Genomic DNA, 12484 nt, shown 5'->3' with positions numbered 1-12484 from the left:
CCGCCGAGAAGCAGCAGCACAGGGCGAGGCTCGTCGAGCGCGCCCTCGCCGGGAACCCCGGCCCGTACCAGGTGATCACCGCTGACGGCACCCGCCCGCCCTGGGTGCCGGGATCCTTCGACCGGGTGCTCGTCGACGTCCCCTGCTCCGGTCTCGGCGCGCTGCGCCGCAGGCCCGAGGCGCGCTGGCGGCGCCGCGCCTCCGACCTGGAGGGCTTCGCGCCGCTCCAGCGCAGCCTGCTGCGGGAGGCGCTGGCCGCCGTCCGCGTGGGGGGCGTGGTCGGATACGCGACCTGTTCCCCGCACCTCGCCGAGACCCGGATCGTCGTGGAGGACGTACTGGGCGGCCGGGGCGGACCCGCCGTATCGGCCGACTGGATCGACGCACGGCCGCTGATGCCGGGAGTGCCCGCGCTCGGCGAAGGACCGGACGTGCAGCTCTGGCCGCACCTGCACGGCACGGACGCCATGTACCTGGCGCTGCTGCGCCGTACGGCCTGAGTCACCGCGCTCGCCACGCCCGCCGCTGCCGTCCCGTCCCGGGCCGACACATCGACGGATCGACAAATCGGCCGTGCCCGCACCGAATCGCGAGGATTGCGAGGTCTGGCACCGACCGGTGGGCGGACCGTGGCCTGCGCGGGTCCCGGTCCATGGCAGGCTTGGGCCATGGCCCAGATCAACCCCAGCATCCTGTCCGCCGACTTCTCCCGGCTCGCCGAGGAGGCGAAGGCCGTCGAAGGCGCCGACTGGCTCCATGTCGATGTCATGGACAACCACTTCGTGCCCAATCTGACCCTCGGTGTGCCGGTGGTCGAGGCGCTCGCACGGGCGACGGACACACCGCTGGACTGCCATCTGATGATCGAGGACCCGGATCGCTGGGCCCCGCAGTTCGTCGAGGCCGGCGCGGGCTCGGTGACCTTCCACGCGGAGGCCGCCGGCGCCCCCGTACGGCTGGCGCGTGAGATCCGCGCCAAGGGCGCCAAGGCGTCCATGGGACTGAAGCCCGCGACGCCCATCGAGCCGTACGAGGACCTCCTCCCCGAACTCGACATGCTGCTGATCATGACCGTGGAACCGGGCTTCGGCGGCCAGGCGTTCCTCGACATCATGCTGCCCAAGATCCGCCGCACCCGGCAGTTGATCTCCAAGCACGGGCTCGAACTGTGGCTCCAGGTCGACGGCGGGGTCTCGGCCTCCACCATCGAACAGTGCGCGGAGGCCGGAGCCGACGTCTTCGTCGCCGGTTCCGCCGTGTACGGGACGGACGACCCGGCGGCGGCCGTACGGATGCTGCGCCACCAGGCGGCCGAGGCCACGGCCACCGCCTCCTGGGCGTGCGGCCACTGACGGCTGGGGCCATGAGCGGGAGCCCGCCCGCCGCGCCGGTCGGGTCGTGAGCCGACCGGCCGGCCAAGGGAACGTGAACGGCGCCCGTCAGGGCTGATCAGGGATCGCTGGATCTGACAGGATGAACAGCGAATCCAAATGAGCACAGAGTGAGTGAAGGAGATCGCGGTGTCTGGAATGTCGGCGGGTCGATCGGCCCTGCGGATGGGACCCGCGGAGCTGGTTCAGGCGGCGGCGATGGCCCGCCGCTTCTACCTGGAGGGAAAGTCCAAGATCCAGATCGCCGAGGAGTTCGGCGTCAGCCGCTTCAAGGTGGCGCGGGTCCTGGAGACGGCTCTGGAGCGCGACCTCGTACGGATCGAGATCCGCGTCCCCGCCGAACTGGACGCCGAGCGTTCGGACGCGCTGCGCGCCCGCTACGGCCTGCGGCACGCGGTCGTCGTCGAGTCCCCCGCCGAGGGCGCCGACGAGTCGCCCGACCCGGAGAACCTGGGCGAGGTGGCCGCCGATCTGCTCGGTGAGCTGGTCGCCGAGGGCGATGTGCTCGGCCTCGCCTGGGGCAGGTCCACCATCCACATGGCGGCGGCGCTCGACCGGCTGCCGCCCTGCACGGTCGTACAGCTCACCGGTGTGTACGATGCGGGCACCGCCGAGCGGGGCTCCGTGGAGGCCGTACGGCGCGCCGCCCAGGTGTCCGGGGGAGAGGCGCACCCCATCTACGCGCCGATGCTGCTGCCCGACCCGGCGACCGCCGCCGCGCTGCGCGGCCAGCCCGGCATCGCGCGGGCCTTCGAGTACTTCGACAAGGTCACGGTCGCCGCCGTCTCCATCGGGTCCTGGGAGGCGGGCATCTCCACCGTCCACGACATGCTCACCGACGAGGAGCGCGGCCACTACGCCTCGCTCGGGGTCGCCGCCGAGATGTCCGCGCACCTCTTCGACGCCGAGGGCCGGCGGGTCGGGCGTGACCTCGGCGAGCGCTGCATCACCGTCGAGGCCGACCGGCTGCGGCGCATCCCGGAGGTCGTGGCGATCGCCGGCGGACTGCGCAAGGCGCTGGCCATCGGGGCCGTCCTGCGCTCGGGGCTGGTCACCAGCCTCGTCACCGACACGGCCGCCGCCGACTTCCTGCTGACGGAGTTCAGCCCGGCCCCCCGCCCCGCGCTGGAGCGCGCCGACCCCGACAGCGTCACCGCCCACTGAGGGCGCGCACCGGAACCGGTCCCGCCACCGGCGAGCGGCCCGGTCTTGGACGAAGATCCAGAATCGCGGCGGGCCCATCGCGAACTCTCGGGCGGAAGCTACAGACCGGCCCCCGCTGTTGGCCAGGGAGGCGCGTCATCAGCGATGATGACAGAGGAGCCGCAGCCCGGGCCGTGCTGATCCGGCGCTGACTCCCCACCCGCCCCCTAGATGAATTCGCAGGTGAGAGAGTCGGTATGCGTTTCCTCAACGATCTTCAGCCGCCGTACGACCTGACATACGACGATGTCTTCATGGTGCCGAGCCGCTCCGCCGTCGGCTCCCGCCAGGCGGTGGACCTCCGGGCCCCCGACGGCACCGGTACGACGATCCCGCTGGTCGTCGCCAACATGACCGCGATCGCCGGCCGCCGGATGGCCGAGACCGTCGCCCGGCGCGGCGGGCTCGTCGTCATCCCGCAGGACATCCCGATCGACGTCGTCACCGATGTCATCTCCTGGGTCAAGACCCGCCATCTCGTGCTGGACACCCCGATCACGCTGGCCCCTTCCCAGACCGTCGGCGACGCGCTGTCGCTGCTGCCGAAGCGGGCACACGGCGCCGGGGTGGTCGTCGACGCGGACGGCCGGCCGGTCGGGATCGTCACCGAGCACGACCTGACAGGGGTCGACCGCTTCACCCAGCTCTCCGAGGTCATGTCCAAGGACGTGCTCGCGATCGCCGCCGACATGGATCCCCGCGAGGCGTTCAACGCGCTCGACGGCGCCAACCGCAAGCTCGCGCCCGCCGTCGACGCCGACGGCAGGCTCGCCGGCATCCTCACCCGTACGGGCGCCCTGCGCGCGACGCTCTACACCCCCGCCACCGACGCCGGAGGCAAGCTGCGGATCGCCGCGGCCGTCGGGATCAACGGCGAGGTCGCGGGCAAGGCGGCGCAGTTGCTCGAAGCGGGGGTCGACACACTCGTCGTGGACACCGCGCACGGCCACCAGGAGTCGATGCTCGCCGCAGTCAAGGCGGTGCGCGCCCTCGACCCGAAGGTGCCGCTCGTCGCGGGCAACATAGTCTCCGCCGAGGGCGTCCGGGACCTGATCGACGCGGGCGCCGACATCATCAAGGTCGGTGTCGGCCCCGGCGCCATGTGCACCACCCGCATGATGACCGGCGTGGGCAGGCCGCAGTTCTCGGCCGTCATGGAGTGCGCGGCCGAGGCGCGGAAGCACGGCAAGCACGTATGGGCCGACGGCGGGGTACGCCACCCGCGCGATGTCGCCATGGCGCTCGCGGCGGGCGCGTCGAACGTCATGATCGGCTCCTGGTTCGCCGGTACGTACGAGTCGCCCGGCGACCTCCAGCAGGCCGCCGACGGGCGGCTCTACAAGGAGTCGTTCGGCATGGCCTCCGCCCGCGCCGTACGCAACCGTACGAGCGAGGAGTCGGCGTACGACCGGGCCCGCAAGGGACTCTTCGAGGAGGGCATCTCCACCTCGCGGATGTTCCTCGACCCCGCCCGCCCCGGAGTTGAGGACCTGATCGACTCGATCGTCGCCGGGGTCCGCTCCTCCTGCTCCTACGCCGGTGCCAACTCGCTGGAGGAGTTCGCCGAGAAGGCGATCGTCGGCATCCAGAGCGCCGCCGGATACGCGGAGGGCCAGCCGCTCCACGCGAGCTGGATCTAAGGCTCCGTTCGCTGGGCAGGGCCTCGGCCCTGTCCCGCGGCCGGCGCCGCGAAAGTTTTCCCGGATTCGCGGACATGAGGAGCGAATACCGGGGTATACGAGCCACGCACTTACCCACTGACCATGAGCAGGGGAGGACCACGTGTCCACGGCGAGCACGGTCCCGGACCCGACCGACCGCACGCGATACGGAGCCCAGCAGTCCGCCGGAACGGCGACGCTCGATCTTCCGTTCGTGGAGTGCCCGGGGGAGGTGGCCCCCAAGGACGCGCGAGAGATCTCCAGGCACTTCTTCTCCCGGCTCACCCAGCTCGAAGAAGGAACGCACGAATACCAGTACGTGCGCAACACGCTGATCGAGCTGAATCTCGCGCTGGTCCGCTACGCGGCCGCCCGCTTCCGGAACCGCTCCGACCAGATGGAGGACATCGTCCAGGTCGGCACCATCGGCCTGATCAAGGCGATCGACCGCTTCGAGCTGAGCCGCGAGGTGGAATTCGCGACGTTCGCCCTGCCGTACATAGTGGGTGAGATCAAGCGGTTCTTCCGCGACACGAGTTGGGCCGTTCATGTGCCGCGCCGGCTCCAGGAGCTGCGTATAGACCTCGCCAGGGCGACCGACGAGCTGTCCCAGCGGCTGGACCGGGCGCCGACGACGGCCGAACTGGCCCGGCATCTGGGCATCGAGGAGGACGAAGTCCTGGAGGGCGTCGTCGCGAGCAACGGCTACACCGCCGGCTCGATCGACATGCCGACGGACGAGTCCGAGCAGTCCTCGTCTCCTCTGTCCGAGCGGCTGGGCGGGCTCGACGCCGACATGGAGACGGCGGAGAACGTCCAGGCGCTCAAGCCCCTCATCCGGGAGCTGGACGACCGGGAGCGGCAGATCCTGCGGATGCGCTTCGGTGACGAGATGACCCAGGCGGAGATCGGCGCCGAGCTGGGCGTCTCACAGATGCATGTGTCCCGGTTGCTGGCGCGGATCACCGGACGGCTGCGGGCGGGGCTGCTCGCCGTGGAGTAGTACGGCGCGACACCCGCGTACGGAAGGGGCGCCCGGCGATCGCCGGGCGCCCCTTCCGCAGCGTGGCCCGTGCTCAGTACGCCGGGGAAGTGACCCGGTCCCGCTGCCAGAGCGCCTGAACCCGCTTCCCGTCCGGCAGCGGCCTTATCTCCACGCGGCCGGCGAGCCGCAGCACCATGTGCCAGCCGAACCCGCCCCCGCCGCCGAAGTCCGGCTCGCGCGCCACCGGCAGCAGCGGACTGGAGTCGTCCATCTCCACCAGCAGCGTCCCGTACGCGGCCGTGAGGCGCAGCCGCCACCAGCCGGACGTGTGCCGGATGGCATTGGTCACCAGCTCCGACACCACCAGCAGCACCGCGTCCAGATCGGCCCAGGGGCAGTACCGCGTCACGAAATCGGCGGCGGCGCCCCGGGCCGCCGCACTGTCCCGGTGCGGCGAGTCCACGACGACCACATGCGGCTCGGTACTCATCTCCGGGCGCTTACCCCGTTATCCGCGTTCCATCGGTGTCGGCGTGCGCGCTCTGCCCACGCTCACGCAACACCAGGTCGGGAGGCGTGTTCTACTTCGGATGCGGCCTCCGCCGCCCCTCCCGACCGGCCCCCTCGTAGAAGTGACCGCCAGAAGTGCGACTCAACGACCTCGACGAACGCATCGTCCACGCTCTCGCCGAGGACGCCCGCCGCTCGTACTCCGACATCGGCTCCCTCGTGGGTCTCTCCGCCCCAGCGGTGAAGCGGCGCGTGGACCGGCTGCGCGCCGGGGGAGCGATCACCGGCTTCACCGTACGGGTGGACCCGGCCGCGCTCGGCTGGCAGACCGAGGGGTTCATCGAGATCTACTGCAGCCGCAACACCTCGCCCGAAGCCATCCACCGGGGTCTGGAACGCTATCCGGAGGTCGTGGCCGCCTCCACCGTCACCGGCGACGCCGACGCCATCGTGCAGGTCTTCGCCGCCGACATGCGCCACTTCGAGCAGGTGCTCGAACGCATCGCGGGCGAGCCGTACGTCGAGCGTACGAAGTCGGTGCTCGTGCTGTCGCCGCTGCTCAGGCGCTACTCGTCGGGCTCGCCGGGGGCGCCGGGCTCGCCCAGCGCCTAGACCTGTCCGGCAGGTTCGCGGGCGGGCGCAACGAATCACCGCGACACGCGGTTCACGCGCAACAGATCGGTGGTCAGGACGCAACGGTCGCGTCTTGTCCGGTACGACGGCAGGCCCGTACCGTCGGAACGTCTCCCCGCACACCTTTCGTACCGTCCGAGGTCAGCCATGCCGTCAGCCGTGTCGTCAGCCCTGCAGCCGCTGCGCACCGCCCTGCTCCAGAGTTCGGGACGACCCGGTTCGGTCGCCGGTAATCTCGCCGCGCTCGAAGCGGCCGCGGCCGGCGCCGCGGCAGGCGGGGCCGGGCTGCTGGTCTGCCCCGAGATGTTCCTGTCCGGCTATGCCATCGGCGACGGCGTGTCGCGGCTGGCCGAGCCCGCCCAGGGGCCCGGCGCCGTCGCTGTCGCCGAGATCGCCGCCCGGCACCGTCTCGCCATCCTCTACGGCTACCCCGAACGCGACGGCGAGCGGATCTTCAACGCGGCCCGGCTGATCGGCCCCGACGGTGTGCCGCTCGCCAACTACCGCAAGACGCACCTCTTCGGGGACTTCGAGCGCGAGTGGTTCACACCGGGGGAGCGGCCCGTCGTCCAGGCCGAACTGGCGGGGCTGCGGCTGGGGATCATGATCTGTTACGACGTCGAGTTCCCGGAGAACGTACGGGCCCACGCCCTGGCCGGTACCGATCTGCTGCTCGTACCCACCGCCCAGATGCACCCCTTCGAGTTCGTGGCGCGATCTGTCGTGCCCGTCCGCGCCTTCGAGAACCAGATGTATGTGGCGTACGTGAACAGGACAGGCCAGGAGGGCGAGTTCGAGTTCGTCGGGCTCAGCGCCCTCGCCGGCCCCGACGGCACGGTCAGGGCCAGGGCCGGCAGCGGCGACGAGCTGCTCATCGGGGATGTCGACGCAGGGCTGCTGGCGGCGTCCCGCGCGGCCAACCCGTATCTGCTGGACCGCCGCCCCGGCCTGTACGACGCCCTCACCTGAGCCCGAGCCGACACCCCGGCCCACACCCGGCCCAGGCCTGATCCTGTCCGCCCCGCCGTACCCGCGAGGAGCCCCGCCCCATGACGTCCACGGTGCCCACCGCCGTCCAGCACGCCGACGTGCCGTCGGGCGGCACCCGGCCGCCGATCACCATGTTCGGCCCCGACTTCCCTTACGCGTACGACGACTTCCTCGCGCACCCGGCGGGCCTCGGCCAGATACCGGCCACCGAGCACGGCGCCGAGGTCGCCGTCATCGGCGGCGGGCTCTCCGGCATCGTCACCGCCTACGAGCTGATGCGGATGGGCCTGCGGCCCGTGCTGTACGAGGCCGACCGGATCGGCGGCCGGCTCCGTACGGTGGGCTTCGAGGGCTGCGACCCCGAACTCACCGCCGAGATGGGCGCGATGCGCTTCCCGCTCTCCTCCACGGCGCTCCAGCACTACATCGACCTGGTGGGCCTGGAGACCAGACCGTTCCCCAACCCGCTTGCCCCTGGCACCCCTTCGACCGTGGTCGACCTGAAGGGCGCGTCGCACTACGCGCGTACGGTCGACGACCTGCCGGAGGTCTTCCGCGAGGTGATGGACGCGTGGAACACCTGTCTGGAGGAGGGCGCCGACTTCTCCGACATGAACCGCGCGCTGCGCGAGCGCGACGTCCCGCGTATCCGGGAGATCTGGGCGCGGCTCGTGGAAAAGCTCGACAACCAGACGTTCTACGGATTCCTCTGCGACTCCCCGGCGTTCAAGTCCTTCCGCCACCGCGAGATCTTCGGCCAGGTCGGCTTCGGCACCGGCGGCTGGGACACCGACTTCCCCAACTCCATCCTGGAGATCCTGCGGGTCGTCTACACCGAGGCCGACGACGACCACCGGGGCATCATCGGCGGCAGCCGTCAACTCCCGCTGCGGCTCTGGGAGCACGAGCCGCCGAAGATCATCCACTGGCCCTCGGGGACCTCACTCGCCTCGCTCCACGGTGGCGAGCCGCTGCCGGCCGTGACCCGGCTGCACCGTACGGCGGGCAACGGGATCACCGTCACGGACGCCTCGGGCCGGATCCGCACCTACCGGGCCGCCGTCTTCACCGCCCAGTCGTGGATGCTGCTCTCCAAGATCGCCTGCGACGACTCGCTCTTCCCGATCGACCACTGGACGGCCATGGAGCGCACCCACTACATGGAGTCGTCCAAGCTGTTCGTGCCGGTCGACCGGCCGTTCTGGCTGGATGAGGCGGTCGACGACGCGGGGCGGCCGACCGGGCGCGACGTGATGTCGATGACGCTCACCGACCGGATGACCCGGGGGACGTATCTGCTGGACAGCGGCCCGGACAAGCCGGCCGTCATCTGCCTCTCGTACACCTGGTGCGACGACAGCCTGAAGTGGCTGCCGCTCTCCGCCGACGAGCGGATGGAGGTCATGCTCAACTCGCTGCGCGAGATCTACCCCCGGGTCGACATCCGGCGGCACATCATCGGCAGCCCGGTGACGGTGTCCTGGGAGAACGAGCCGTACTTCATGGGCGCGTTCAAGGCCAACCTGCCGGGCCACTACCGCTACCAGCGGCGGCTGTTCACCCATTTCATGCAGGAGGGACTGCCGGCGGACAAGCGGGGGATCTTCCTGGCCGGCGACGACATCTCCTGGACGGCCGGCTGGGCCGAGGGCGCTGTGCAGACCGCGCTCAACGCGGTGTGGGGCGTGATGAACCACTTCGGCGGCGCGACGGACGGCACCAACCCCGGGCCCGGCGACGTCTACGACGAGATCGCGCCGGTCGAGCTTCCGGAGGACTGAGCGGAGGACTGAGCCGGGGGCCGCCGCGTGCGTACGGCACATGCGCACATGAGCGTACGTACCGGCGCGCGGCGGCCCCCGGCCGCGATCAGCGGCAGATCCGGGTGAGGATCAGACGCCCGCGGCGCGCGCCGCCGCGATGATCTCGGCCGCCACGTCGGACATCTCCTGGGCGTCGGTCACCGTCGACTGGAGGTCGATCAGGATCTCGCCGACGCCGTCCACCGCGGCGTGTGCCGCCAGGTCCTCGACGAGCTGCTCGACACTGCCCTGGAACGGCATGCGGTTCTCGCCCTCGAAGGGCTTCGCGCTGTAGTACGCGTTCGCCCGCGCGATGACGTCGATCGGCCGCTCACGGCCGCGCTCGGCCGCCACCTCCTGGAGCTTCTGCCACCCCTCGGACAGCGCGGCGACGCCCGCGGCCACGGGCATCCAGCCGTCCGCCTTGTCGACGAGCCGGCGGAAGGCGCGGCCGTTGCTCGCCGCCAGGAAGACCGGCAGATGACCGGCCGGCTTGGGGCCGACCTCGGCCGGTGCGATGTGCGTCAGGGTGCCCTCGTACGAGACGGGGTCGGCGCCCCAGACGGCGGCGAACACGTCGAGCACCTCGTCCAGGACGGCGCCGCGCTTCTCGAACGGGGCGACGGAAGCCGCCGCGTACTCGTCCAGGGACCAGCCGGTACCGAGCCCGGCAACCACCCGGCCGCCGGTCGCCGCGTCCAACGTGGCCAGCGAGCGGGCCAGTTGGAAGGGGACGTGCAGCGGGGCGACGAGGACGCTGGTGCCCAGCCGGGCGCGCTCGGTGGCGGCGCCCGCCAGGGCGAGGGTGATCAGCGGGTCGCCCACGCCACGGTAGTTCTCGGGCCAGTCGAGACCCGGGATCCCGTAGAGCCCCTGGGTGGCGGGGGTCGGGAAGAGAACGCGTTCGAAGGCCCACAGGCTCTCGTAGCCGGACGCCTCAGCGGCCTTGGCCACGGATGCGACATCGCGGCTGATGTCGTACGACCTGGACTGCGGAAGGGCAAGTCCGAGCTTGATCGACATGCTGCACTCCTTTGTGCGGCGGCGGGGGAAGTGCCGCCCTGCGTAAGGGTAGTTCAGCAGTCAACTATATGGGGTCAGGATGTAGCGTCCCACCAACCCGACGCCTGAATCAAGCCGTTCGGCGAATTCCTCGGAGAGGGCGGGAACCGCCCGCAGCCGCCAGATGACCAGTGCGGCCTTCCAGGCGGCGGCGCGTGCGTGCTCCAGGCTCCAGGTGCCGACGAAGTGGGTGAGCGGGCCCGCGAGTTCCAGCAGATCGGGACCCGGCATGACCTCTTCGCGGATCCGTTCCTCCAGCAGCGTGAGGATCTCGCCCACCTGCTCGAACGCGCTTTTCAGCTCGGACGGGCCGCAGGTGAGGGCCCCGCAGGTGTCGACCACCGCGAGCGCCAGGTCGTGCCCGATATGGGCGTTGATGCCCGCCATCGCGAACTGGAGCGGAGCGACGTACGGATGGGCCCGGCAGTGGAACAGCGGCTGCCAGCAGGCCGGCGGCAGCCCGCCGGCCGTCGCGGTCTCCGCCGCCGAGAGATAGCGCTCGGCGAAGAGCGCATCCAGTGCGATCGCGGCCCGCCGGTCCTCGAATTGGCCCGCTTCGATCCGCCGGGCGATCTCCTCGGTGACGGAGAGGTAGACGCCGTTGAAGACAGCGACGCCGTCGGTCGCCGGCCAGGCGGAATCCAGGGCGCGCAGCCGGGCGAGGACGCCGTCGAGCGAGGACGGGATGGTGGCCGCCGCGGGGGTTCTGAGTTGTTCGGTCTCCGCCATGGACGCAGGCTTCCAGCCCGGTGGCCGCCCCGAAGCCCGGCGGAGTCCGGGGCGCGGGGGTGGTCACCGCAATGGGCGAACGCGGGGCCGGGCCAGGTGCGGGTCAGGACCGAGCCGGGGTTCGCGTCCCTGACTGGATCCGCTGCCGGTCTCATCCGTGAATCCTGCGCGAACCATTGTCAGTTGTGGGAGGCCATTCTACGCTCACACGGTCTCGTCCATGAACTCTGTTCTCATATATGACTCACCTCTCTGATGGGAGTGTTCGATGAGCGGAACCCCCCGCCGGCGTCTGGGCGCCCTGATCGCCGCGGCGGTCACCGTCGCCGCCGTTCTCGTCCCCACCGTCTCCTCCTCGGCCGCCGCGCGCTCCGTCCCCGTACCGGCCACCTCGGTGATCGACGGCAAGCGGATGCAACAGGCCCGTATCCGCCTCGACAAGGGCGACCCCGCGCTCCGTACGGCGGTCAAGTCCCTGACCGCCCAAGCCGATTCATGGCTCGGGCAGGGACCCTGGACCGTCACCGACAAGCCGGCCCCCGCCCCCGGCGGCGATCCGCACGACTACCTCAGCCAGGCGCCCTACTGGTGGCCCTCCCAGCCGAAGACCGCCGACAACCCCTGGGGCTGCCCGTACGTCCAGCGCGACGGCGAGCGCAACCCCGAGGTCGACACCGGCACCGACCGGCCCGACGTCGGCAAGGTCTTCAACTCGGCGACCACCCTCAGCCTGGCCTGGTACTACACGGGCAAGAAGGAGTACGCGGAGCACGCCGCCGAGATCCTGCGCACCTGGTTCGTCGACCCGGCGACCCGGATGAACCCGAATCTGGACCACGGGCAGTTCATCCCGTGCAAGTACGACGGCCGGGCCATCGGAATCATCGACTTCTCACAACAGTTCACCTCGGTCGTCGACGCCCTCGCGATTCTCGACACGGGCGCGCCCGGCTGGACCGACGCCGACCGCGCGGGAATGAGCGCCTGGAACAAGGACTTCCTGGGCTGGCTCGTCAACTCCCCCTTCGGCAAGGAGGAGTCGGCGGCCGACAACAACCACGGCACCTTCATGGACATGCAGATCGCGGGACTCGCACTCGCCACCGGGAACAAGGACCTCGCGCGCAGTACCGTCCTCGCCGCCCGCGCGAAGCGGATCGACCCCCAGATCGCCGGGGACGGCACCCAGCCGCAGGAACTGGCCCGTACGCGTAGCTGGCACTACTCGACCTTCGACCTGGTCGCCTACACCCGGCTCGCCGCCATCGGGAAACAGGTCGGGGTCGACCTCTGGTCCTACCGGGGGCCGCAGGGGCAGAGCCTGTTCAAGGCCGTCGACTATCTGCTGCCCGCCGCGACCGGGGCCGCACCCTGGCCCCACCCCGAGCTGGAGTTCTACCGGTACGCGGCCAGTGACATCGTCCACGCGGCGGCCGACGCCGGCGACGCGAAGGCCAAGGCGGCGGTTCCGCTGCTCCAGGCGCCGCCCACCGGTGATCTCTGGGCGCTGCGGCCGGC

11 protein-coding genes and 1 pseudogene are annotated in these 12484 nt (G+C 70.9%); 9 read left to right on the top strand and 3 right to left on the bottom strand.

All coding sequences use genetic code 11. The features are described from left to right. The 5 genes and pseudogenes from QR77_RS48275 to QR77_RS05085 form a co-directional block, all read left to right on the top strand. A pseudogene (locus tag QR77_RS48275) lies at window positions 1-500 on the top strand (rRNA cytosine-C5-methyltransferase); the annotation flags it as partial. 168 nt (window positions 501-668) lie between these two features. Continuing rightward, a complete protein-coding gene (rpe, locus tag QR77_RS05100; RefSeq protein WP_040019885.1) occupies window positions 669-1352 on the top strand; it encodes a ribulose-phosphate 3-epimerase in 684 nt (227 codons plus the stop codon). A gap of 177 nt (window positions 1353-1529) precedes the next feature. Continuing rightward, window positions 1530-2555, top strand: a complete 1026-nt coding sequence (locus QR77_RS05095; RefSeq protein ID WP_040019882.1) for a sugar-binding domain-containing protein — start codon at window positions 1530-1532, stop codon at window positions 2553-2555. A gap of 236 nt (window positions 2556-2791) precedes the next feature. After that, entirely contained in the window at window positions 2792-4234 is a 1443-nt protein-coding gene (locus QR77_RS05090) for a GuaB1 family IMP dehydrogenase-related protein (protein WP_040019880.1), read from the top strand. Between the two features lie 142 nt (window positions 4235-4376). After that, on the top strand, window positions 4377-5258 hold the full coding sequence (locus tag QR77_RS05085) for an RNA polymerase sigma factor SigF (RefSeq protein ID WP_040019878.1): 882 nt from the start codon (window positions 4377-4379) through the stop codon (window positions 5256-5258). Window positions 5259-5331: 73 nt separating this feature from the next. On the opposite strand, the gene QR77_RS05080 is transcribed toward QR77_RS05085, so the two are convergent. Next, window positions 5332-5730 carry an ATP-binding protein gene (locus tag QR77_RS05080; RefSeq protein ID WP_040019876.1) on the bottom strand — a complete coding sequence of 133 codons (399 nt, stop codon included), beginning with the start codon at window positions 5728-5730 and terminating at the stop codon, window positions 5332-5334. A gap of 155 nt (window positions 5731-5885) precedes the next feature. Between QR77_RS05080 and QR77_RS05075 the strand changes: the two genes are divergently transcribed. The 3 genes from QR77_RS05075 to QR77_RS05065 all read left to right on the top strand — a co-directional run bounded on the left by QR77_RS05075 (window position 5886) and on the right by QR77_RS05065 (window position 9154). Continuing rightward, window positions 5886-6362 (top strand): Lrp/AsnC family transcriptional regulator, encoded by a 477-nt coding sequence (locus QR77_RS05075; protein ID WP_040019874.1) that lies wholly within the window; start codon window positions 5886-5888, stop codon window positions 6360-6362. A gap of 192 nt (window positions 6363-6554) precedes the next feature. Then, window positions 6555-7352, top strand: coding sequence for a carbon-nitrogen hydrolase family protein (locus QR77_RS05070; protein ID WP_040027342.1), 798 nt, complete (start codon window positions 6555-6557; stop codon window positions 7350-7352). 80 nt (window positions 7353-7432) lie between these two features. Next, window positions 7433-9154, top strand: a complete 1722-nt coding sequence (locus tag QR77_RS05065) for an NAD(P)/FAD-dependent oxidoreductase (RefSeq protein ID WP_040019873.1) — start codon at window positions 7433-7435, stop codon at window positions 9152-9154. Between the two features lie 111 nt (window positions 9155-9265). On the opposite strand, the gene QR77_RS05060 is transcribed toward QR77_RS05065, so the two are convergent. Next, window positions 9266-10198 (bottom strand): TIGR03619 family F420-dependent LLM class oxidoreductase, encoded by a 933-nt coding sequence (locus QR77_RS05060; RefSeq protein WP_040019871.1) that lies wholly within the window; start codon window positions 10196-10198, stop codon window positions 9266-9268. 60 nt (window positions 10199-10258) lie between these two features. Then, window positions 10259-10966 carry a DUF5995 family protein gene (locus QR77_RS05055; protein WP_040019870.1) on the bottom strand — a complete coding sequence of 236 codons (708 nt, stop codon included), beginning with the start codon at window positions 10964-10966 and terminating at the stop codon, window positions 10259-10261. Between the two features lie 268 nt (window positions 10967-11234). Here QR77_RS05055 and QR77_RS05050 point away from each other — a divergent pair. Then, the coding region (locus tag QR77_RS05050) for an alginate lyase family protein (RefSeq protein WP_040027341.1) at window positions 11235-12484 on the top strand (1250 nt) is incomplete at its 3' end.

It is taken from the genome of Streptomyces sp. 150FB (assembly GCF_000818195.1).
Classification (GTDB): domain Bacteria; phylum Actinomycetota; class Actinomycetes; order Streptomycetales; family Streptomycetaceae; genus Streptomyces.
Note: the sequence above shows the minus strand (reverse complement) of the source record. Positions and strands in the feature narration are given on the sequence as shown.